Origin of the sequence: Aquabacterium sp. (genome assembly GCF_021768455.1) — a bacterium.
Lineage (GTDB): Bacteria > Pseudomonadota > Gammaproteobacteria > Burkholderiales > Burkholderiaceae_C > Aquabacterium.
Genome location: NZ_JAIZVX010000009.1, coordinates 21,626 through 42,547 on the forward strand (window position 1 = coordinate 21,626; position 20,922 = coordinate 42,547).

At 65.5% G+C, this 20,922-nt stretch carries 19 protein-coding genes; 13 read left to right on the plus strand and 6 right to left on the minus strand.

The annotated features are described in order from the left end of the window. The first annotated feature begins 95 nt into the window (after positions 1 to 95). The 6 genes from QZ994_RS02360 to QZ994_RS02385 all read left to right on the plus strand — a co-directional run bounded on the left by QZ994_RS02360 (position 96) and on the right by QZ994_RS02385 (position 5,839). Positions 96 to 551, plus strand: coding sequence for a hypothetical protein (locus tag QZ994_RS02360; protein WP_290867660.1), 456 nt, complete (start codon positions 96 to 98; stop codon positions 549 to 551). A gap of 97 nt (positions 552 to 648) precedes the next feature. Continuing rightward, positions 649 to 1,011: a response regulator gene (locus tag QZ994_RS02365; RefSeq protein WP_290867662.1), complete on the plus strand. Its 363-nt coding sequence runs from the start codon at positions 649 to 651 to the stop codon at positions 1,009 to 1,011. A 53-nt stretch (positions 1,012 to 1,064) separates the two neighbouring features. After that, positions 1,065 to 3,245 (plus strand): chemotaxis protein CheW, encoded by a 2,181-nt coding sequence (locus QZ994_RS02370; protein ID WP_290867664.1) that lies wholly within the window; start codon positions 1,065 to 1,067, stop codon positions 3,243 to 3,245. Positions 3,246 to 3,272: 27 nt separating this feature from the next. Further along, a complete protein-coding gene (locus QZ994_RS02375) occupies positions 3,273 to 3,749 on the plus strand; it encodes a chemotaxis protein CheW (protein ID WP_290867666.1) in 477 nt (158 codons plus the stop codon). Between the two features lie 26 nt (positions 3,750 to 3,775). Next, positions 3,776 to 4,252, plus strand: coding sequence for a cache domain-containing protein (locus tag QZ994_RS02380; RefSeq protein WP_290867668.1), 477 nt, complete (start codon positions 3,776 to 3,778; stop codon positions 4,250 to 4,252). Between the two features lie 60 nt (positions 4,253 to 4,312). Beyond that, positions 4,313 to 5,839, plus strand: a complete 1,527-nt coding sequence (locus QZ994_RS02385) for a methyl-accepting chemotaxis protein (protein WP_290867670.1) — start codon at positions 4,313 to 4,315, stop codon at positions 5,837 to 5,839. 6 nt (positions 5,840 to 5,845) lie between these two features. Here QZ994_RS02385 and QZ994_RS02390 read toward each other — a convergent pair whose 3' ends face one another. Both QZ994_RS02390 and QZ994_RS02395 read right to left on the minus strand, forming a co-directional pair. After that, positions 5,846 to 6,307, minus strand: a complete 462-nt coding sequence (locus QZ994_RS02390) for an HIT family protein (RefSeq protein WP_290867672.1) — start codon at positions 6,305 to 6,307, stop codon at positions 5,846 to 5,848. A 4-nt stretch (positions 6,308 to 6,311) separates the two neighbouring features. After that, the gene (locus tag QZ994_RS02395; protein WP_290867674.1) at positions 6,312 to 10,337 is read right to left on the minus strand and encodes an FAD/FMN-binding oxidoreductase; all 4,026 of its coding nucleotides are present in this window, start codon (positions 10,335 to 10,337) and stop codon (positions 6,312 to 6,314) included. 265 nt (positions 10,338 to 10,602) lie between these two features. Between QZ994_RS02395 and ugpQ the strand changes: the two genes are divergently transcribed. After that, positions 10,603 to 11,415 carry a glycerophosphodiester phosphodiesterase gene (ugpQ, locus tag QZ994_RS02400; protein WP_290867676.1) on the plus strand — a complete coding sequence of 271 codons (813 nt, stop codon included), beginning with the start codon at positions 10,603 to 10,605 and terminating at the stop codon, positions 11,413 to 11,415. A gap of 50 nt (positions 11,416 to 11,465) precedes the next feature. Here the strand turns inward: ugpQ and QZ994_RS02405 are convergent, their stop codons facing one another. After that, on the minus strand, positions 11,466 to 12,611 hold the full coding sequence (locus QZ994_RS02405) for a spirocyclase AveC family protein (RefSeq protein ID WP_290867678.1): 1,146 nt from the start codon (positions 12,609 to 12,611) through the stop codon (positions 11,466 to 11,468). Positions 12,612 to 12,838: 227 nt separating this feature from the next. Between QZ994_RS02405 and QZ994_RS02410 the strand changes: the two genes are divergently transcribed. Next, the gene (locus QZ994_RS02410) at positions 12,839 to 13,633 is read left to right on the plus strand and encodes a CbbQ/NirQ/NorQ/GpvN family protein (RefSeq protein ID WP_290867680.1); all 795 of its coding nucleotides are present in this window, start codon (positions 12,839 to 12,841) and stop codon (positions 13,631 to 13,633) included. Between the two features lie 62 nt (positions 13,634 to 13,695). Further along, positions 13,696 to 15,393, plus strand: coding sequence for a VWA domain-containing protein (locus tag QZ994_RS02415; protein ID WP_290867683.1), 1,698 nt, complete (start codon positions 13,696 to 13,698; stop codon positions 15,391 to 15,393). A gap of 8 nt (positions 15,394 to 15,401) precedes the next feature. Here QZ994_RS02415 and mpl read toward each other — a convergent pair whose 3' ends face one another. From mpl to QZ994_RS02430, 3 genes are read right to left on the minus strand one after another with little or no spacing between them, the layout of a single operon-like run. After that, positions 15,402 to 16,778, minus strand: a complete 1,377-nt coding sequence (mpl, locus tag QZ994_RS02420; protein ID WP_290867685.1) for a UDP-N-acetylmuramate:L-alanyl-gamma-D-glutamyl-meso-diaminopimelate ligase — start codon at positions 16,776 to 16,778, stop codon at positions 15,402 to 15,404. Positions 16,779 to 16,804: 26 nt separating this feature from the next. Continuing rightward, on the minus strand, positions 16,805 to 18,097 hold the full coding sequence (gene hemL, locus QZ994_RS02425) for a glutamate-1-semialdehyde 2,1-aminomutase (RefSeq protein ID WP_290867688.1): 1,293 nt from the start codon (positions 18,095 to 18,097) through the stop codon (positions 16,805 to 16,807). Next, entirely contained in the window at positions 18,087 to 19,034 is a 948-nt protein-coding gene (locus tag QZ994_RS02430; RefSeq protein WP_290867691.1) for a hydroxymethylpyrimidine/phosphomethylpyrimidine kinase, read from the minus strand. The genes hemL and QZ994_RS02430 overlap by 11 nt, the downstream gene beginning before the upstream one ends. 133 nt (positions 19,035 to 19,167) lie before the next feature. On the opposite strand from QZ994_RS02430, the gene QZ994_RS02435 reads away from it, so the two are divergent. From QZ994_RS02435 to QZ994_RS02450, 4 genes are all read left to right on the plus strand, one after another. Continuing rightward, positions 19,168 to 19,320 carry a rubredoxin gene (locus tag QZ994_RS02435; RefSeq protein WP_290867711.1) on the plus strand — a complete coding sequence of 51 codons (153 nt, stop codon included), beginning with the start codon at positions 19,168 to 19,170 and terminating at the stop codon, positions 19,318 to 19,320. A 76-nt stretch (positions 19,321 to 19,396) separates the two neighbouring features. Then, a complete protein-coding gene (locus QZ994_RS02440; protein ID WP_290867696.1) occupies positions 19,397 to 19,795 on the plus strand; it encodes a response regulator in 399 nt (132 codons plus the stop codon). Between the two features lie 100 nt (positions 19,796 to 19,895). Continuing rightward, positions 19,896 to 20,261, plus strand: coding sequence for a response regulator (locus QZ994_RS02445; protein WP_290867699.1), 366 nt, complete (start codon positions 19,896 to 19,898; stop codon positions 20,259 to 20,261). A 12-nt stretch (positions 20,262 to 20,273) separates the two neighbouring features. Next, the gene (locus tag QZ994_RS02450) at positions 20,274 to 20,813 is read left to right on the plus strand and encodes a chemotaxis protein CheW (RefSeq protein ID WP_290867701.1); all 540 of its coding nucleotides are present in this window, start codon (positions 20,274 to 20,276) and stop codon (positions 20,811 to 20,813) included. Positions 20,814 to 20,922: the final 109 nt, after the last annotated feature.

A 20,922-nucleotide genomic window follows, 5' to 3' on the forward strand; every position in this document is an offset into this window, starting at 1 on the left:
AAGCACACGGGTTAGCGGATCGAACCTGGTTTGACCGCGCCGTGCCACCCGGTTTCATGGGTGGCTTTGAGTCAATCTGGTTGAGTGGAGCCAAGATGAGCCACGACGATCCCGTCGATAACCCGCCAGCCGCATCGCCCATGGCCTTGCTGCTGGCCGCCGAACTGCAGGACCACCTGATGACGGCGACCAATGACCTGGAGCGCCTGCAGCGTTTGCTGGACGACGCCTGCGTGGTCCTGATGGACGGCTTCCACGGCACGGCCGGGCAGCTGGGAGAGGTCATCGACCTCGGCCACGAGATCACACCCCACCTCGAAGAGGTGCGGCAGACGCTCTACAAGGCGGTCACGGCCCTGCAGTTCCAGGACATGGCCACCCAGCTGATCGCCCACACGAACAAGCGTCTGCGCAACTGTGCCGACCAGATCGCCCGTGACGCCCTGGGCGACGACGATCCGGATGGCGCAGCCATCGTGGAAGACGGACCGCTCAAGCCCAACCCGGTGACCCAGGACGAAATGGACGCCGGGTCCGTCGAGTTGTTCTAAAGATTGCGTCCCATCAGCCGAAATACCGTCAAAGCCTGACGGGTCATTTCACCCAGCCTGCCTAACAAGCCCAGTTCATTCAAGACCGGAGAGCGACATGCATTCGATCCTTGCCGTCGACGATTCAGCATCCATGCGTCAAATGGTTTCCTTCACGCTCAAGAGCGCTGGCTACAACGTCGTCGAGGCCGTTGATGGCCAGGATGCCTTCGAGAAAGCCGGTGGTCGCAGCTTCGACCTGGTGCTGACCGACCAGAACATGCCCCGCATGGACGGCATCAGCCTGACCAAGAAGCTGCGTGAGAACCCGCAGTTCAAGAGCACCCCCATCCTGATCCTGACCACCGAGTCCAGCGACCAGATGAAACAGGCCGGCCGTGCGGCCGGGGCCACGGGCTGGCTGGTCAAGCCCTTCGATCCGAACAAGCTCATCGAGGTCATCCAGAAGGTGATCCGCTGATTCAGATTCAGGCTAGCAGGCGCTGACCCCAAGACGATTTTCAGGAGCCAGACATGGCAGAGACCAGCACGGACCACAGCTCTTCTTCGGCAGGCATTGACCTGAGCCAGTTCTACCAGGTGTTCTTCGAAGAAGCCGGTGAGAACCTCGAAAACATGGAACAGCTCCTTCTGGAGCTGGACATCGAGGCGGCCGACGACGAAGAGCTCAACGCCATCTTCCGTTGTGCGCACTCCATCAAGGGCGGTGCAGCCACCTTCGGCTTTGGTGACGTGGCCGAACTGACCCACCAGATGGAGACGCTGCTGGACAAGCTGCGCCGCCATGAGCTGACCCCCACGGCCCCCATGGTGGATGTGCTGCTGCAATCGGGCGACGCGCTCAAGGCCATGCTGGCGCGCCATCAGGGCGCTGGCGGTGGCGAGATCGACACCACCGAGCTGCTGTTCAACATCCGTGCGATGGTGGCGGGCGAAGCGCCGGTTGCCCCGGTGGCCTCGGTCAAGGCCGCTCCGGCTCCGGCGCCCGTGGCCGCACCCGCTGTGGCACCTGCGGCGTCCGGCGGTGCCGCGCCCACCACGGGCCAGCGCACGGTCGAACTGCGGGTGAGCGGTGACGCCGCTCAGGCAGAGAACCTGGTGGAGCTGTTCAAGGAAATCACCGACCTGGGCACGATCGAGCCTCTGCCTGCCGATGCCAAGCTGGACGGCGTGCGCCGCTTCAAGGTCAGCACCGCCACGGCCGAGTCCGAGCTGCTGGACCTCTTCACCTTCCATGTGGCCCGCGAGGCCGTGAGCTTCGTGGCCTTTGGCGACGCGGCACCGGTTGCGGCCAAGCCCGCTGCCGACCCTGGCTATGGCTTCTTCAATGAGGTCGACGCACCGGCTGTGCCGGCGCCTGCCGCCGCCGAGGCCCCGACCGAGAAGGGCTACGGCTTCTTCGACAACGCGCCTGGCGCCCCGGAGCAGGCCCCCGTGGCCGCCCACCCTGTGGCCGATGCCGCGCCCAAGCCTGTGGCCGCCAAGCCCGCCGCACCGGCCGCGAAGTCCGACAAGCCTGCTGCAGCGCTCGAGGCCTCGACCATCCGCGTCTCGGTCGAGAAGGTCGACCAGCTCATCAACCTGGTGGGCGAACTCGTGATCACGCAAGCCATGCTGGCCCAGAATAGCCGTGGCCTGGACCCTGTGGTCTACCAGCAACTGGTCACTGGCCTGACCGACCTGGACCGCAACACCCGCGACCTGCAAGAGGCCGTGATGTCGATCCGGATGATTCCGATGTCGACCGTGTTCAGCCGCTTCCCGCGCATGCTGCGCGACCTGGCCAACAAGCTGGGCAAGAAGGTCGAGCTGGTCACCCAGGGTGAAGCCACCGAACTGGACAAGGGTCTGGTCGAGAAGATCACCGACCCGCTGACCCACCTGGTGCGCAACTCCTGCGACCACGGTGTCGAGATGCCGGCCGACCGCCTGGCCAAGGGCAAGCCTGAAGTGGGCACCATCACCCTGGCGGCCTCGCACCAGGGCGGCTCCATCGTCATCGAAGTGCGCGATGACGGCCGCGGCCTGTCGCGCGAGAAGCTGCTCAAGAAGGCCCGCGAGAAGGGCATCGACGCCCCGGATTCGCTGACCGATGCCGAGGTCTGGAACCTCATCTTCGCCCCGGGATTCTCGACCGCCGACGAGGTGACCGACGTCTCGGGCCGTGGCGTGGGCATGGACGTGGTGAAGAAGAACATCACCTCGCTGGGTGGCACGGTCGAGATCGACTCGGCCGAGGGCTACGGCATGCGCGTTGCGGTGCGCCTGCCGCTCACGCTGGCCATCATGGATGGCATGAGCGTGGGTGTGGGCGAAGAGGTCTACATCCTGCCGCTGTCTTCGGTGGTCGAGTCCTTCCAGGTCAGCAACGACATGGTCAAGACCATTGGGGGCTCGGGCCGCGTGGTCGAAGTCCGAGAGGAGTACATGCCGGTGATCGAGCTGGAGAAGGTCTTCCAGGTGCCCCGTTTCGACTGGGAGCACAACAGCGGGATCATGGTCGTGGTGGAAGCCGAAAGCGGCCGTGTGGCCCTGCTGGTGGACGAGCTGCTCGGCCAGCAACAGGTGGTGGTCAAGAACCTCGAATCCAACTACCGCAAGGTCAACGATGTGTCCGGCGCCACCATCATGGGTGACGGCCGGGTGGCACTGATCCTGGACGTGGGCAGCCTCGTGCGCCGCTCGCGCCACTGATCAACGCAGATTGAAGGAGATCAAGCCATGGGCATGATGGAAAAGCTGGACGTGCAGACCGAACTGGCACGTGAGTACCTCACCTTCCGCCTCGGTGACGAGGAATACGGCATCGACATCCTCAAGGTGCAGGAGATCCGGGGCTACGAGAACCCGACCCGCATCGCCAATGCACCGCACTTCCTCAAGGGGGTGGTGAACCTGCGCGGCACCATCGTCCCCATCGTGGACCTGCGCCTGCGCTTTGGTTGCAGCTCGGCCGAGTACAACGCCTTCACCGTGTCCATCGTGCTGCACATCGGGCAACGCACCATTGGCACCGTGGTGGACTCGGTGAGCGACGTGATGGAGATCCCGGCCGAGGCCGTGCGCCCCGCGCCCGAGATGAACTCGGCCATCGACGCCACCTACATCCGCGGCCTGGCCCAGGTGGGTGAGCGCATGGTCATCCTGCTCGACATCGAAAGCATGTTGATGAGCCAGGACATGGGTCTGATCGACTGAGCCTTTTTCTGCACACGGAGCACACCATGACGACACGCCCATGCACCCTGATCCGGATGGCGCAAGCCCTCGGCCTTGGCCTGATGTTGGCCGCATCCGCGCACGCCGCTGACGGAGGGGCCACCAAGGAACAGGCCGTGGCCATGGTCAAGAAGGGCGTGGCCCTGGTCAAGGCCGGCCCGGCCGACAAGGCTTATGCCGAGATCAGCGACAAGGCCAACACCGCTTTCCACGAGCAGGACCTCTACCTGGTCGTTTATGGCCTGGACGGCACCGTCAAGGCCCATGGTGCCAATCCCAAGATGATCGGTCGCAACCTGATCGACCTGAAGGACATCGACGGCAAGCCTTTTGTCAAAGAGCGCGTCGAGATGGCCCAGAAGCAAAACAGCTTCTGGCAGGACTACAAATTCACCAATCCCGAGAACAAGAAGATCGAGCCCAAGAGCATGTACTGCGAAAAGCTCAACGACACGGTCGTGTGCGGCGGCATCTACAAATGACAGGCTGAGTCAGCCTGGGCGCGACCTATGCGCGACAGGCCTTGACGACAAGGGGAATTCATGAAGTTGCGTACCACCTTGATGGCCGCGCCTGCGGTCGCCTGTCTGGTCTTGCTGTGCTGTCTGGTGGGCTTCCTGGTCGTCATCCGCGACTACGAAGACAAGTCCCGCGCGACCTTCGAGTCTGACGCCCGGCAGCGTGAGGCCATCACCCTGGCGCAGCAGAAGCTGACCGACGCCCACGTGACGCTCTACCGCACGATCGCGGTCATCGGCTCGCTCGGTGAGTCAGAGGTCCAGGCCCGGCGTGAGGCGCTGGTGGGGGTTTCCAAAGAGGTGAGCCAGACCCTGAACTCGGCGCTCTCCGCGCAGGACGCCCAGTCCGATGTGGCGCAGGCCTTCGCAGGCGCGCTGCAGAAGTTCGTCAAGAGCGCGGACACCGCGATCGACCTCGCCACCGTCGATCCCAACACCGGCGTGGCCGCCCTGCAGACAGCCGATGGTGAACACAAGGTCCTGGCCACCCAGCTCGACAAGCTGGCGGATCTCGTGAAGTCCCACGCCCAGGCTGACATCGCAGCGCTCAAGCAAAGCCTGTCTTGGCGTCAGGTGCTGATTGCGTCGCTGGGCTTGCTCTCAGGGGGGCTGGCCTTCGCTTTCGCGTGGTACATGCAAGGGCGCATCGTGCGCGACGTGAAGTCGGCTGCCGATGCCGCCGATGCCGTGGCACAAGGCCACTTCGACCGTGTGGTGCGCGTGGAGCGCGACGATGAACTGGGTCAACTGCAATCGGCCCTGTCCCGCATGGTGACCGAGCTGGCGGCGTCCATCAACGTCGTGCAGATTGCGGCCTTGTCGATCGGGCAGGCCTCCAGCGAGATCGCGGCCGGCAACACCGACCTGAGTCGCCGCACCGAAGACACGGCGTCCAGCCTGCAGGCCACGGCCTCGTCCATGGAGCAGTTGACCGGCACCGTGCGCCACACCGCCGAGGCCGCTCGGTCTGCCGACACGTTGGCCCAAAGCGCCACCGATGCGGCCCGCAAGGGCGGTGAGGTGATGCAGCAGGTTGTGGCCAGCATGGCCGAAATCGACACCGCTTCTCGCAAGATCAACGAGATCATCAGCGTCATCGACGGCATCGCGTTTCAGACCAACATCCTGGCACTCAATGCCGCGGTTGAAGCCGCTCGCGCCGGCGAGCAGGGCAAGGGCTTTGCGGTGGTGGCGGGCGAGGTGCGCTCGCTGGCCAAGCGCAGTGCCGACGCGGCCCGAGAGATCAAGACCCTGATCGGCTCATCCAGTGAGCGGGTCGAAGTGGGCACGCGCCTGGTTCAGGACGCTGGCGCGACCATGCAGGACATCGTGGCTGGCGTGGAGCGCGTGACCCAGATCATCAGCGAGATCACCGAAGCGGCCGAGCAGGAGTCGCAAGGCATTGGCCAGGTCAACGGTGCCGTGACCCAGCTCGACCAGATGACGCAGCAGAACGCTGCGCTGGTGGAGGAGTCGGCCGCTGCGGCCGAGAGCCTCAAGATGCAGGCGCGCAGCCTCTCCGACGTGGTGGGACGCTTCCGCCTGGCCTGAGCGCCCTCAGTTCAGCGTGTGGCCCAGCGCCAGCACGGCGCGGGCGACCTGGGCGTCGAGCACGTCCAGCGGCATGGCCAGGCGCTCGGTGGCGTCGGGCACGCTGTGGTTCAGCGGCGCCCACACCGGGGCCGGCCAGCGGCCATCCCAGTCGAAGCGGGCGATCACATGCCAGTGCAGGTGGGGCACCACATTGCCCAGGCTGGCCAGGTTGACCTTGGTGGGGTGAAGGGCTTCACGCAGCACGGTTTCCACCTTGGCCACGGTCTGCATCAGCAGGCTGCGGTCGGCGGGCACGAGGTCGGTCCATTCGGCCACGTGGTCGTTCCAGATCACACGGTAGAAGGCCGGGTGCTCGGCGTCTTCGGCCCGGATCACGCGCAGCTGCGCCGTGCGCACGACGAGGATGCCCCCATCGCGCTCGCACAGTTCGCAGCTCGGACGGCGGGAGGTGTCGAGTTGGCCCATGTGTTTACACCAGCACGCGTTCGATGCCGCCGTTGTTGGCGCGGGCCACGTACTCCGGCATCCAGTTCTCGCCCAGGATCTGCCTGGCCATCTCGACCACGATGTAGTCGGCTTCCAGCAGGCCGTTGGCCGTGTCCTCGCCATAGCGGCTTAGGCCCTGCAGGCAAGCCGGGCAGGAGGTCAGCACCTTGACGTTTTCCTTCTCGCCGATCAGGCCCTGCTCGCGCAGCGCCTTCTCGCCCTTGAGGATCTCTTCCTCCTTGCGGAAGCGCACCTGGGTGGAGATGTCGGGGCGGTTCACGGCCAGCGTGCCCGATTCACCGCAGCAGCGTTCCGACTTGATCACGCCATCGCCCACCAGGGCCTTGACGGTCTTCATCGGGTCCTGCAGCTTCATGGGCGTGTGGCAGGGGTCGTGGTACAGGAAGGCGCCCTTGCCTTGCAGGGTGATGCCCTTCTCAAGCAGGTACTCGTGGATGTCGATGATGCGGCAGCCGGGGAAGATCTTGTCGAACTGGTAGCCCTGCAGCTGGTCGTAGCAGGTGCCACAGCTCACCACCACGGTCTTGATGTCGAGGTAGTTGAGCGTGTTGGCCACACGGTGGAAGAGCACCCGGTTGTCGGTGATCATCTTCTCGGCCTTGTCGAACTGCCCGGCACCGCGTTGCGGGTAGCCACAGCACAGGTAGCCCGGCGGCAACACGGTCTGCACACCGGCATGCCAGAGCATGGCCTGGGTGGCAAGGCCCACCTGGCTGAAGAGGCGCTCCGAGCCACAGCCGGGGAAGTAGAACACCGCCTCGGTGTCGGCCGTGGTCTGCTTGGGGTCACGGATGATGGGGACGTAGTCCTTGTCCTCGATGTCCAGCAGGGCACGCGCCGTCTTCTTGGGCAGGTTGCCCGGCATCTTCTTGTTGATGAAGTGGATGACCTGCTCTTTCAGCGAGGCCGTGCCCACCGAGGCCGGCGGCGCGCCGGTCTGCTTGCGGGCGGCCAACTTCAGCACGTCGTTGGCCACGCGCTGCAGCGGCATGGCCACGTCGACCAGGGCGCTGCGGACCATCTTGATGGTCTGCGGGCTGTTGGTGTTGAGCATGAGCATGCCCGCCGCGCCAGCCGGGCGGAAGGTCTTCTGACCCATCTTGGTCAGCAGGTTGCGCATGTTCATCGACACATCGCCGAAGTCGATCTTGACCGGGCAGGGCGTCAGGCACTTGTGGCAGACCGTGCAGTGGTCGGCCACGTCTTCGAACTCTTCCCAGTGCTTGAGCGACACACCGCGGCGCGTCTGCTCTTCGTAGAGGAAGGCTTCGACCAGCAGCGAGGTCGCGAGGATCTTGTTGCGCGGGCTGTAGAGCAGGTTGGCGCGCGGCACATGGGTGGCGCACACGGGCTTGCACTTGCCGCAGCGCAGGCAGTCCTTGACCGAGTCGGCGATGGCGCCGATGTCGCTCTGCTGCATGATCAGCGATTCGTGACCCATCAGCCCGAACGAAGGCGTGTAGGCCTCGGTCAGGTCGGCGGCGTGCACATCGTCACCCAGGGCCTTGAGGGCTGCGCCGCGCAGCAGTTTGCCCTTGTTGAAGCGGCCTTCGGGGTCGACCTTCTGCTTGTAGGCGGTGAAGCTGGCCATGTCCTCGTCGGAGAGGAACTCCAGCTTGGTGATGCCGATGCCGTGTTCGCCCGAAATGACGCCATCCAGCGAACGGGCCAGCTTCATGATGCGAGCCACGGCTTCGTGCGCCGTTTGCAGCATCTCGTAGTTGTCGGAGTTGACCGGGATGTTGGTGTGCACGTTGCCGTCGCCGGCATGCATGTGCAGGGCCACCCACACGCGGCCACGCAGCACCTGTTTGTGGATGCGCTTGAGTTCTTCGACGATGGGGCTGAGCGCGCCACCGTTGAAGACCTTGGCCAGCTCGTCACGGATCTCCTTCTTCCAGCTCATGCGCACCGCCCAGGTCTGCATGAGGTTGAAGACGGTGTCGCCCGCGTTGGGCGTGTAGGTGCCGTTGGTGTGTTGCGCGTAACCCAGGGCCACCAACTGGCTGCTCACGGTGCCCAGCGGGGTGTCGATGTGGTCGTGCAGGAACTGCCAGCGCTCGCGCACCTGGGACAGCAGGGCCTGCGCGGCTTGCACCTTCTCGTCGATCTGCTCGGGGCTGGGCAGCTCGCTGGGGTCGTCGGCCTTGCCGATGAACGCCGAGATCTGCAGCTTGCCACCGGCGAAGAAGGCGTCGAAGGCGTCCAGCAGGGCCAGCTTGTTGCGCATCGACAGTTCGATGTTGATGCGCTCGATGCCCAGCGTGTACTCGCCCATGCGGGGCAGCGGGATCACCACGTCTTCGTTGACCTTGAAGGCGTTGGTATGGCGTGCGATGGCGGCGGTGCGCTTGCGGTCGGCCCAGAATTTCTTGCGGGCATCGGCGCTCACGGCCACGAAGCCTTCGCCCGAGCGGCCATTGGCCAGGCGGATGACTTCGCTGGTGGCGCGGGCCACGCGGTCTTCGTCGTCACCGACGATGTCGCCGATCAGCACCATCTTGGGCAGGCCGGAGCCGCCCACATTGCGCTTGCTCTTGGTGGCGTAGCCCACGGCGCGCAGGTAGCGGTCGTCCAGGTGCTCCAGGCCGGCGAGGATGGCGCCGCCAGGCTGGGCCATCTCGGCGAACATGTAGTCCTTGATGTCGACGATGGAGGGCACGCACTCGGTCGGGTTGCCGAAGAACTCCAGGCAGACCGTGCGCACGTGCTTGGGCATGCGGTGCACGACCCAGCGGCAGCTGGTGATCAGGCCGTCGCAGCCTTCCTTCTGGATGCCCGGCAGGCCGGCGAGGAACTTGTCGGTGACGTCCTTGCCCAGGCCTTCCTTGCGGAAAATGCGGCCGGGGATGTCCAGTCGCTCGGTGCGGATCGGCGTCTTGCCATCGGCCTGGAAATAGCGCAGCTCGAAGCTGGCGGTTTCCACGTCGTGGATCTTGCCCATGTTGTGGTTCAGGCGAACCACCTCCAGCCACTCGGCCTGCGGCGTGACCATGCGCCACGAAGCCAGGTTGTCGAGCGCGGTGCCCCAGAGCACGGCCTTCTTGCCACCGGCGTTCATGGCGACGTTGCCGCCCACACAGGAGGCTTCTGCCGAGGTGGGGTCGACCGCGAAGACATAGCCGCCGCGTTCGGCCGCATCGGCCACGCGCTGGGTCACGACGCCCGCACCCGTCCAGATGGTGGCCACGGGGTGATCCATGCCGGGCAGGGTGAGCATCTCGACTTCCGTCATCTGCTCGAGCTTCTCGGTGTTGATCACCGCGCTCTTCCATGTCAGGGGCACGGCGCCGCCGGTGTAGCCGGTGCCACCCCCGCGCGGGATGATGGTCAGGCCGAGCTCGACACAGCCCTTGACCAGGGCGGCCATCTCTTCTTCGGTGTCGGGCGTCAGCACGACGAAGGGATACTCGACACGCCAGTCGGTGGCGTCGGTCACGTGCGCAACGCGGCTCAGGCCATCGAACTTGATGTTGTCCGACTTGGTGACGTGGCCCAGCACCTTGCGGGCGCGGTCGCGCAGGGCGCCCATGTCTTCGAAGGCGCGGGCAAAGCGGTTGATGGCCTGGGCTGCGGCGTCGAGCAATTCGGCCACGAGCTTGTCGCGGCTGGCATCGGTGGCCTGGGCGCCGGGGGTGCGGCGCTTGTCGACCTCACCCAGGCGGTGATGCAGGGCGTCGATCAGCTGGCTACGGCGTTTGGGGTTGTCCAGCAGGTCGTCCTGCAGATAGGGGTTGCGCTGCACCACCCAGATGTCGCCCAGCACTTCATAGAGCATGCGGGCGGAGCGGCCGGTCTGGCGCTCGGTGCGCAGCAGGCTCAGCACTTCCCAGGCGCGCTGGCCCAGCAGGCGCTGGACGATCTCGCGGTCCGAGAAGGAGGTGTAGTTGTAGGGGATCTCGCGCAGGCGGGGTTGGCCGTCGCCGTGGTGGTCGGCGGCGGTAGCGGCCTGGGCGGTCACGTGGGTCAGCTCTGTGGGTGCGTTCATGAAGGCGCCAAGCGCGAAGAGGCCAGATTTGTGAAAAGATCAACGCACCTGGGGCCTTTTCGAGCACCCAGGCACAGCGGGGGAGGGTGGGTTTTCGCGCCTGAGGCGGAATGGTACCGCAGCAGGCCGGCCCATGCCCCGGAAATGGGCACTCTAGCCCGCCTTGTGAAGGGCTTTGAACGGGTGTGGAATGGCTATCCTGAACACCGTTGACACCCGGTTTCGGCCGGGCGGCATCGCAGTCCACCCCAATCCTCAAGCAGTCATGAGCCAATCCACCCCAGCCGCACGCCCCTGGCCCTACCCTTGCTGGATCGCCCACCGTGGCGCCGGCAAGTTGGCCCCGGAAAACACCATGGCGGCCTTCCGCTTGGGGGCCGAGCACGGCTTTGCCATGTTCGAGTGCGATGTGAAACTCAGCGCAGACGGCGAGCCCTTCCTGCTGCATGACGCCGATTTGAACCGAACCACCAATGGCCAGGGGCTGGCCGGCGTGCAGAGCTGGGATGCGCTTTCTCGCCTGGATGCGGGCAGCTGGCATGGCCGAACTTACGCTGGTGAGCCCTTGTTGCGACTGGAGGCCCTCTCGCGCTGGTTGCAGGCCCTGGGCCTGATGGTGAACCTGGAGCTCAAGCCCACCCCTGGCGAGGAGTGGCGCACCGGCCGCGTCGTGGCCGAGCAGGTGGCGCGCCTGTGGGCCCAGGCTCACGTGAAGCCCCTGATGAGCTCCTTCAGCGTCGAGGCCCTGCGTGCCGTGCAGCAGACCCAGCCGGCCTTGCCTCGTGCCCTCCTGCTGGAGCGATGGGCGCCCGATGCCGTGCGCCTGGCCATCGACCTGGGTTGCCTGGCGGTGGTGGTGCACCACCTTGAGCTGGACGCCGAACGCATCCGCAGCGCCCACGAGGCCGGTCTGAAGGTGCTCAGCTACACGGTGAACGAGGCGTCGCGGGCCTCCACGCTGTGGCTGAGCGGCCTGGATGGGCTGATCACCGACCGGGTGGACACCTTCGAGCCCCAGGCTCGCCTGGGCGCCAACCCGGCAAGGCTCATGCTCACGGCCGAGCTGATGATGGCCTGAACGAACAGGTCAGCGCCAGCTTGAGGCTGGCTCGGGCAAGCCGGGAAGTGTCAGGGTTTGATCACGCCTGTGCCAAGGCGTTGTACGGCCTCCTCATGGGAGATTTGCGGCTGCTGGAACTTGGGCAGGTCGTTGCGACGCTGGATAGGCAGATCCGGGCGGGGGCAGGCCAGGCCGGTGCCGGGGCCGCACATGCCGCTGCCCACAGTGAAGAAAGCGGGCAGGTCTTCCGGGAAGGGGTCGGCATAGGCGGTGATCAGCGGCATGGGCAGCACGTAAATGATCAGTTCCACCACCTGGCAGAAGCCGATCACGGCAATGGTGCGCATGGCGGCCTTCGCGAAGTTGGAGCGCTTGCAGACATCGATCTTCTCGACGCCACGCTCCACCCAGGTCAGGCCCTTGTCATCCTTGAAGTACAACAGCACGCTGCAGCAGCCCACCCAGCCACCGAAAAACAGCGCTTCATAGAGCGGAAACTGGTACCAGTGGCCACCCCACAGGCTGAGTGCGCGGATCGAGCCCGGGTAGGCATAGATACCCGAGAAGCGGATCAGCAGGCTCTCCAGGACCATGTCGCACACCATCGAACCCAGGATGCCCAAAGCGGCGAGCTTCACGTTGGCAATGCCAGGCCAGCGGGCCTTCACAAAGCGCATGGTGGCCAGGCCTGCCAGCACCATCCAGGTCAGGAAGCCGGGGTAGCCTCCTGCCCAGGCCAGCAGCGGCTCGGGCAACAGTTCGGAGCGCGGGCTCATCCACCCGGGGATGTGGTTCGACAGAAAGCCCAGGTTGAAGGCATAGGCGTTGTAGACACAGCCCTGCTGGATCCAGTTCATCGACGGGTCCCAGAAGATCGCCACGAGGAAGGCGATGCCCAGCAGGCCCAGGGTGTTGGGCTGGCCCGTCTGGCGGATCGGCTTGACGATCTGCGTGACGATGAAGTACATCCACACGAGCCCCATGCCGATCTCGACGGCATGCACGCCGATCTTGAACTGCAGCGGCACCTCGATGCCCTCAGGCAATTTGGTGGGGCCAAAGCCCGGGGCGCTGACCCACAGGTACACCACATAGCTGATGAAGGCGAGGAAGGCGCAGCCGATGTAGAACCAGGTCTTGATCAGTGCGCTTTCTTGCTTGCCGCTGATGTCGACCTGAGTGGCGGCCTTGCGGCCAGAGGTGGATATCGCCATTGTTTTTGCTCTGATGTCGGGGTGAAAGTGAGCGGCTCTCGCGGACGAGCACCTGCAGCAAGGGTGCCCGCCAACCTGTGAAAGCAGCGCCGGGTGGAAACGATTCGGCCATGTGCGTGGCGTCAGTGTTTTGACGCACCGATCATGACGGTGTTGTGGATGATGGTGTGCTAGTGTACGATTGTCAAGTCCTGACTAGGATGTGGCGCTCCTGAACCATTGTTTGCATGACCTCATCAACCCAAATCCACCCGTACTACCTTCCCTGCGCCGATGAGGTGGAGGTCTTTCGTGCCGCCTTCCGCCAGAAGCTGCCCTTGATGCTCAAAGGCCCCACCGGTTGCGGCAAGACACGCTTTGTGGAGCACATGGCGCATCAACTGGGTGTCCCGCTGATTTCGATCGCCTGCCATGAAGACATCACCGCGGCCGACCTGGTCGGCCGCTACCTGCTGCAAGGCGGCGAGACGGTGTGGTTCGACGGCCCCCTGACTCGGGCCGTCCGCCAAGGCGCGATCTGCTACCTCGATGAAGTGGTCGAAGCCCGCGCCGATACCACCGTGGTGCTGCATCCGCTGGCAGATCACCGCCGCGAGCTCAACATCGAGCGTCTGGGCGAGTCAATGCGCGCGCCCGACAACTTCATGCTGGTGGTGTCGTACAACCCTGGCTACCAGAGCGTGCTCAAGGACCTCAAGCAGTCCACCCGCCAGCGCATGGTGGCCATCGAGATGCACTACCCGGTGGCGGCCAAAGAGATCGCGATCGTGCGCCAGGAATCAGGCATCGGCGAAGGCGCGGCGGCCGACCTGGTAACGTTGGCCAATGCCATTCGCAAGCTCGATGCGAGCAGCCTGCCCGAAGTGTCGTCCACCCGCACACTGGTCAGCACAGCGCGGCTGATGCAAGAGGGGCTGAGCGCCCGCGCTGCCGCGACCGCGGCAATGGTGCTGCCTCTGTCGGACGATGCCGAGATCACGCATGGGCTGAACGAGATCATCAACGCTTACCTGCCCGGTTGATGCCGACGCCGATCGACCCTGCGAAGAACGGGACGGCAGCAAATGCGCTGCATGCGCACCCCATGCGCTTGCTCGCCGGTGCGGTGGTGGGGCGGCCTGTGTCAATCACCTACCTGCAGCAAGTCGGAGGGCGTAGCTGGTCTGATGGTGAGCGCATCTACCTTGCTGCGCATGAGCATGAGCACATTGCTGATCGCCGAATCGAACTGATGGTGCAGGCCGCGCTCGTGGCGGGCCATTCGCTCGACAGCCGCCAGATGCGTCCGCTGATCGGTCGGCTTGATCTCACTCAGCGCTATCTGGTGCTGGAGGTCGAGCGCTGCTGCCGCCTCATCCAGGACCGCTTGCCCAGTGACCTGTGCGCCCGGCTGCTGCCCTACAGAACCGGCCAACAGCCTGGCAGTGCGGCAGAATCCCTGGCCATTGCCCGCAGCCGAGCCGCGCTGCCCACGCCCCCGCCTTGGTTCGGCATGCTCCGGCCCTGGAGGATGGTGCGCAAGGGCTTGCAGGGCAGCGAGTCCCGTCTCACCGAACAGAAGTTGAGCCAGTTGGAGTCAGCGTTGAAGGACGTCGATGCCGATGGCGACCACGAGGACGACGAAGACCGGCTCCACAAGAGCCGGTTCTGGCAGATCTTCTCGTCACCATTCGGGCGCGACAGCTTCTTCTCACGGTTCATGCAGGAGGTGATGGACATGAAGTCCTCCCCTGACAAGAACGCTGCTGATTCGGGTGTGGACGGCTCATCGGAATTGGTGAGCGGGCGCCTGTCCAAGCACATTCGCGACATCACGCAGGCCATTCGTTCCAGCATGGCGGTCGCCATCCCCGGGAGCTTCGTGGCTCAGGAAACCGGCGCCCACACCTATCCCGAATGGGACAGCGCGGCGCAGCGATATCGCCCGCACTGGGTGAGCGTCGAAGAGGTGGACCCGCATGCGGAAGAGCCCCAGTTTGACCTCGATGTCCTGCACCGGCAGAGCGAGCGGGCTCTGCAACGATCTCTGGCCAGCTTGTGCCTGGGCTTCCAGCGCCACCGTGACCAGCCTCAGGGCGACGACCTCGTGCTCGATCGCATGATCCGCCTGGCAGTGGATTTGCAAAGCGGCCACTGTGGCGATGAGCGTGTGTATGCCGCCAACCTGCGCACCCGACGCGATCTGGGTGTGCAGATCCTCATCGATGCATCCAGCTCCACGCTGGAGCGTGGGGCCGATGGGCAGCGGGTGTTCGAGCGCCATGTGCAGGCCGCCTGGCTGTTGTGCCGGTCAATGTCACTCTTGGGCGACCGCGTGGCCTTGCACGCTTTCAACTCCTGGGGCCGCAGCCTCGTGCGCTTCCAGCCTGTCAAGACCTTTGATGAGCCTCTTGGCGCGCTGCTGGCCAAGCGTCTGCGCCAGGTGGCTGTGGCGGGCTACACCCGTTGCGGCGCGGCCATCCGCCATGCGACGGCGATGCTTGCTGTCCACAGCGGCACGCCCTACAAGCTGCTGCTGTTGATCTCCGATGGTTATCCCTATGACGACCAGTACGAGGGCGAGTACGCCATCGACGACACCCTCAAGGCCATTCAAGATGCGCGCGAGGCTGGCGTGGCCGTGGTGTGCCTCAGCGTGGGAGGCGATGCCGATGCCAAGCAACTGGAGCGTGTGTATGGCGCCACCAATTACCTGGGGCTGGAGAGGCCAGAGCAGATGTGCACCCGCTTGTGCGGGCTGATCGAGCGCGCCCTGGGCGAGGTGGGCAAGGTGGCAGTCTGACCCGCCCCTCAGCCCAGCGCCTGGAGCAGCTTGTCGTGCACGCCACCAAAGCCGCCGTTGCTCATGCACAGGATCTGATCACCTGGTTTGGCCGCGCGGACCACCTTGGCCACCAGGGCGTCGATGGTGTCGGCGACCACGGCCCGATCGCCCATTTCGGCCAGGGCCTCGTGGGCGTCCCAGCCCAGGCCACCGCTGTGGCAGAAGGCCAGATCGGCTTCTTCGAGTGACCAGGGCAGCAAGGCCTTCATGGTGCCCAGCTTCATGGTGTTGGAGCGCGGCTCGAACACGGCCAGGATGCGGGCACCTGGGCCCACCTTGCGGCGCAGGCCGTCGACCGTGGTGCGGATGGCCGTGGGATGGTGGGCGAAGTCGTCGAAGACGGTGATGCCGCGGACCTCGCCTTTGTGTTCCAGGCGGCGCTTGACGTTGGCGAACTCGCTCAGGGCCTCGCAGGCCTTTTGCGGCAGCACGCCCACGTGTTCGGCCGCGGCGATGGCGGCCAGGGCGTTCATCTGGTTGTGTTCGCCCAGCAGGCGCCATTCCACGCGGCCCGCGAGCACACCGGCTTTCAGCACGTCGAAGGCATGCGGTTCGCCGCGGGCGCGGAAGCCCGGGGTGTCGCCGCGCACGCCGAAGCGGGCCACGTCGCTCCAGGCGCCACGGCTCAGCACGCGCTGCAGTGCCTCTTCGCGGGCGTTGACCACCAGGCGGCCGCTGGCGGGCACGGTGCGCACAAGATGGTGGAACTGTGTCTCGATGGCGGCCAGGTCGGCAAAGATGTCGGCGTGGTCGAATTCGAGGTTGTTGAGCACGGCCGTGCGCGGGCGGTAGTGCACGAACTTGCTGCGCTTGTCGAAGAAGGCGGTGTCGTACTCGTCGGCCTCGATCACGAAGGGGTGGCCGCTGGCGGGGCGCGAGGCCTCGGTGGTGTCGCCCAGGCGGGCCGACACGCCGAAGTTCTCGGGCACGCCGCCCACGAGGAAGCCCGGCTGCAGGCCGGCGAATTCCAGGATCCAGGCCAGCATGGAGGTCGTGGTGGTCTTGCCGTGCGTGCCAGCCACGGCCAGCACATGGCGGCCCTGCAGCACGTTTTCGCTCAACCACTGCGGGCCGCTGGTGTAGGGCAGGCCCGCGTCGAGGATGGCCTCCATCAGCGGGTTGCCGCGGCTCACCACGTTGCCGATCACGAAGAGATCGGGCTTCAGCTCGAGCTGGTCAACGGTGTAGCCCTCGATCAGCTCGATGCCCAGGGCACGGAGCTGGTCGCTCATCGGGGGGTAGACGCCGGCGTCGCAGCCGGTCACGCGGTGGCCCGCTTCTCGGGCCAGGGCGGCCACGCCACCCATGAAGGTGCCGCAGATGCCGAGGATGTGGATGTGCATGGTCGGGATTGTAGGCAGGGCAGGGCTCAGAGCGCCTTGAAGGCGCTGGCTGCAGCGGCCACCGTGTCGGCCACGTCCTGCGCTGTGTGGGCGGCGCTCACGAAACCGGCTTCGTACATGGCCGGGGCCAGGTAGACGCCCTGGTCCAGCATGAGGTGGAAGAAGCGGTTGAAGGTGTCCGTGCCCTTGGCCATGACGGCCTGGTAGTGCTGGGGCAGTTCGGTTGCGAAGAAGAAGCCGAACATGCCGCCCTGGCTGTCGGCGATCAAGTCGACGCCGGCGTCACGGCCGGCCTGCTCGAGGCCGCGGACCAGGCTGGTGGTGCGCTCGCCCAGGGCTTCGAAGAAGCCAGGCTGTCCGATGAGCTTGAGCGTGGTCAGGCCGCAGGCGGTGGCCACCGGGTTGCCGCTCAGGGTGCCGGCCTGGTAGACCGGACCCAGTGGCGCCAGCTTCGACATGACCTCGCGTGAGGCAGCAAAGGCGGCCAGGGGCATGCCGCCGCCGATGACCTTGCCGAACACGGAGATGTCGGGCTGGAAGCCGGGGATGGCCTGGGCGTAGAGGCTCTGGGCGCTGCCCAGGGCGACGCGGAAGCCGCTCATCACCTCGTCGAACACGAAGAGGGCGCCGTGTTGCTGGCACAACTCGCTGATGCGCTTGACGAACGGCACGCTGGCGCGCACGAAGTTCATGTTGCCGGCGATGGGTTCGATCATCACGCAGGCGATGTCCGCGCCCTGGGTGGCGAAGGCCTGCTCGATCTGCTCGATGTTGTTGTACTCGAGCACCAGGGTGTGCTGCACCACCTCGGGCGGCACGCCTGCGCTGGTCGGGTGGCCAAAGGTGGCCAGGCCCGAGCCGGCCTTGACCAGCAGGGCGTCGGCATGGCCGTGGTAGCAGCCCTCGAACTTGATGATCTTGCTGCGGCCGGTGAAGCCGCGGGCCAGGCGGATGGCGCTCATGCCGGCCTCGGTGCCGGAGCTCACCAGGCGAACCTGCTCGGCGCTGGGCACGTGGGCCAGGATGGCTTCGGCCAGCTCGACCTCGCGCTCGGTGGGGGCGCCGTAGGAGAAGCCGTCGACCGCGGCCTTCTGCACCGCTTCGAGCACCTCGGGGTGGCCGTGACCGAGGATCATCGGGCCCCAGGAGCCGATGTAGTCGATGTAGCGGGTGCCTTCGGCGTCCCACATGTAGGCGCCCTGGGCGCGCTGAATGAAGCGGGGCGTGCCGCCCACGGCGCGGAAGGCGCGCACAGGCGAATTCACGCCGCCAGGGATGACGCGCTGGGCGCGCTCGAACAGCTCGGTGTTAGTGGACATTGCGGGCGTGCGGGGGGAGGTCGTTGAGGTCGATCAGGTCGGTGGCGCCGGCGTCGGCCGGGGGCTCGGCACCTTCTTCGCCCGGGGGCAGGGCCCAGAAGAAGCGGTCGGGCACCACGCCGCCCATGCCGGGGCGGAAGCCCGCGTCCAGGGACTGGTCGAGGAAGCTGAGGGCTTCCGACACGGCCACGTCGAGCTCGGTGCCCGAAGAGAGGATGGCGGCCAGTGCGGCCGAGAGCGTGTCGCCCGCGCCCACGAAGCTGGCTTCAAAGCGCTCGAAACGCTCGCCGGCCACGGCGCCTTGCGGCGAGGCCAGCACGTTGTCGATGAACTGGTCGGGCAGCTGCACGCCGGTCACCAGCACGTGGTCGCAGCCGTGCTCGCCCGCGGCCACGGCGAGTTCGCGGGCAGAGGGCTGGCGTTCGGCGTCCCACTCGGGCAACAGGAAGTCGGTCAGGGTCTTGTGGTTGCCCACCAACACGAGCGTGGCCGGCAGGATCAGCTCGCGGAAGGCATCCAGATAGGCCATCTGGGCGTCGTCGTCCATCCAGGAGAGGTTGGGCAGGTAGGAGACCAGGGGCACGTCGGAGTAGTCCGACAGCACCTCGGCGACGGCGCTGATGCCCTCGGCGCTGCCCAGGAAGCCGACCTTCCATGAGGAGATGGTGGTGTCCTCCAGAATGGAGCGGGCCTGGTCGACCACGGCTTCCGGGTCGATCTCGTGGGCCTCGAACACCTCGGCGGTGTCGCGGATCAGCAAACTGGTGACCACGGGCAGGCCATGGGCCCCCATGGCGGCGATGGTGGCGATGTCCGCCCCGATGCCCGAGGCGCCGCTCGGGTCATTGGCGTTGAAGCTCAGGACGCATGCCGGGGCGCCCGCGTCCTGGTCTTCGCTGGCGGGGTGGGTGTCCGGACCGGTTTGGGAAGGGTTCATGCGTGTCGTGGTGAGAGAGAGAAGGCCGTGGGATTGCCCGCAAACCCTCGCAGGGTGGCGCGCAGCCCGTGGCTACAATCGGTCCATTGTATTCAAGCTGGTCTGATTCGACGTGAACGCTACCCGTACCTGGATGTGCCTGATTTGTGGCTGGATTTACGACGAGGCCGCAGGCTGGCCCGACGACGGCATTGCGCCCGGCACGCGCTGGGAGGATGTGCCCATGAATTGGGTGTGTCCTGAATGTGGCGCGCGCAAAGAAGATTTCGAGATGGTTCAGGTTTGACCTGAAGCGTCGATACAGCGCAAGTCCGGCCTGATTCCGCCCGAAGGGCTCGCCGGTCAACTGGAGGAACGGGTCTGTGACGGATGCAGCATTGCCCGAGGTTCGGGCGGCCAGCAAGGTGCTGGTCATCGACGACAGCAACACCATTCGGCGCAGCGCCGAAATCTTCCTGAAACAGGGGGGCTACGAGGTGGTGCTGGCCGAGGACGGTTTTGACGCCTTGTCCAAGGTCAATGACCACGAGCCCCACGTGATATTTTGTGACATCCTGATGCCCCGTCTGGACGGGTATCAGACCTGCGCGATCATCAAGCGCAATCCCCGTTTTGCCTCGACGCCGGTGATCATGCTGTCGTCCAAGGATGGCCTTTTCGACAAGGCCCGGGGTCGCATGGTGGGTTCCCAGGATTACCTCACGAAGCCTTTTACCAAAGACCAGTTGCTTCAGGCCGTGGCACAGTACACCGCGACCTGAACAAATCGGCTTTGGGCGCCAGGCGGCTCCGGCGATGCGATGGCACCGTTCGGGCAGGCTCACCGTCCCAGGCCGGTCGTGGTTTTCAGAGGTTACAAGCATGCCAATCCAGAAAATATTGCTCGTTGACGATTCCAAAACCGAACTGCATGTGCTGTCAGACATGCTGACCAAGCGGGGTTTTCAGGTGCGCACCGCCGAAAATGGCGAAGAAGCCTTGCGCCGCCTGCAGGAAGAAAAACCCGACCTGATCCTGATGGACGTGGTCATGCCGGGGCAAAACGGTTTCCAGCTGACCCGTGCCATCACGCGCGACCCGGCCTATGCCAGCGTGCCGGTCATCATCTGCACCAGCAAGAACCAGGAAACCGACCGGGTCTGGGGCATGCGCCAGGGTGCCAAGGATTACGTGGTCAAGCCGGTGAACGCCGAAGAACTGCTGTCGAAAATCAAGGCCTTCGGTTAAGAGGTCGGCAGCATGGCCAACAAAGAAGCCCTCAGGGACCTGCAGAAACGCCTGGCCGACCGTCTGCAGGAGGTGCGTCAGCAGGCGCCGGTGCGCAACTGGCTGGCCGTCGAGATCGCCGGGCACGGCTTTCTGCTGCCGCTGGACCAGGCCGGTGAAATCTTCCCGCTCTCGCCCATCCAGGCGGTGCCCCACAGCCAGAAGTGGTTCCTGGGCGTGGCCAACCTGCGCGGGCAGCTGCACGGTGTCGTCGACCTGGCTGGTTTTGTGGGCCTGCCGCCCCGGGTGGCGCGCCTGCCGGGCGAACTGGCCCCCCGCGACGCCGGGCGCCTGGTGGCCTTCAATGCGGGCCTGCAGCTCAATGTGGCCCTGCTGATCGACCGCCTTCTGGGCTTGCGCAATGCCGGCCAGCTCACGGCCGCCGCCAGCCAGGACGCCGCCGCGCCGCACTTTGTGGGCCAGCAGCTGGCCGATGCGCAGGGGCGCACATGGTACGAACTGGATTTGTCGGCCCTGGTGTCCGACGAGTCTTTCATGAAGATCGATGCCTGACGGGCCCTGGCCGCGTCACCGCACACAGACACATCAGATTTGGAGCGTGAGGACATGAGTTTCCTGAGCCGTATCAAGGAGCTGGGCAAGTCGCAGGATGACGACGAGG

What these genes read in the sequence shown, in the direction of transcription:
- QZ994_RS02410 (WP_290867680.1), top strand. Translation starts at nt 12,839, where the DNA reads ATGACCTCATCAACCCAAATCCACCCGTACTACCTTCCCTGCGCCGAT.
- QZ994_RS02365 (WP_290867662.1), top strand. Translation starts at nt 649, where the DNA reads ATGCATTCGATCCTTGCCGTCGACGATTCAGCATCCATGCGTCAAATG.
- QZ994_RS02415 (WP_290867683.1), top strand. Translation starts at nt 13,696, where the DNA reads ATGCGCTTGCTCGCCGGTGCGGTGGTGGGGCGGCCTGTGTCAATCACC.
- QZ994_RS02390 (WP_290867672.1), bottom strand. Translation starts at nt 6,307, where the DNA reads ATGGGCCAACTCGACACCTCCCGCCGTCCGAGCTGCGAACTGTGCGAG.
- QZ994_RS02395 (WP_290867674.1), bottom strand. Translation starts at nt 10,337, where the DNA reads ATGAACGCACCCACAGAGCTGACCCACGTGACCGCCCAGGCCGCTACC.
- QZ994_RS02450 (WP_290867701.1), top strand. Translation starts at nt 20,274, where the DNA reads ATGGCCAACAAAGAAGCCCTCAGGGACCTGCAGAAACGCCTGGCCGAC.
- mpl (WP_290867685.1), bottom strand. Translation starts at nt 16,778, where the DNA reads ATGCACATCCACATCCTCGGCATCTGCGGCACCTTCATGGGTGGCGTG.
- QZ994_RS02405 (WP_290867678.1), bottom strand. Translation starts at nt 12,611, where the DNA reads ATGGCGATATCCACCTCTGGCCGCAAGGCCGCCACTCAGGTCGACATC.
- QZ994_RS02360 (WP_290867660.1), top strand. Translation starts at nt 96, where the DNA reads ATGAGCCACGACGATCCCGTCGATAACCCGCCAGCCGCATCGCCCATG.
- hemL (WP_290867688.1), bottom strand. Translation starts at nt 18,097, where the DNA reads ATGTCCACTAACACCGAGCTGTTCGAGCGCGCCCAGCGCGTCATCCCT.
- QZ994_RS02430 (WP_290867691.1), bottom strand. Translation starts at nt 19,034, where the DNA reads ATGAACCCTTCCCAAACCGGTCCGGACACCCACCCCGCCAGCGAAGAC.
- QZ994_RS02375 (WP_290867666.1), top strand. Translation starts at nt 3,273, where the DNA reads ATGGGCATGATGGAAAAGCTGGACGTGCAGACCGAACTGGCACGTGAG.
- QZ994_RS02370 (WP_290867664.1), top strand. Translation starts at nt 1,065, where the DNA reads ATGGCAGAGACCAGCACGGACCACAGCTCTTCTTCGGCAGGCATTGAC.
- QZ994_RS02380 (WP_290867668.1), top strand. Translation starts at nt 3,776, where the DNA reads ATGACGACACGCCCATGCACCCTGATCCGGATGGCGCAAGCCCTCGGC.
- QZ994_RS02435 (WP_290867711.1), top strand. Translation starts at nt 19,168, where the DNA reads ATGTGCCTGATTTGTGGCTGGATTTACGACGAGGCCGCAGGCTGGCCC.
- QZ994_RS02385 (WP_290867670.1), top strand. Translation starts at nt 4,313, where the DNA reads ATGAAGTTGCGTACCACCTTGATGGCCGCGCCTGCGGTCGCCTGTCTG.
- ugpQ (WP_290867676.1), top strand. Translation starts at nt 10,603, where the DNA reads ATGAGCCAATCCACCCCAGCCGCACGCCCCTGGCCCTACCCTTGCTGG.
- QZ994_RS02445 (WP_290867699.1), top strand. Translation starts at nt 19,896, where the DNA reads ATGCCAATCCAGAAAATATTGCTCGTTGACGATTCCAAAACCGAACTG.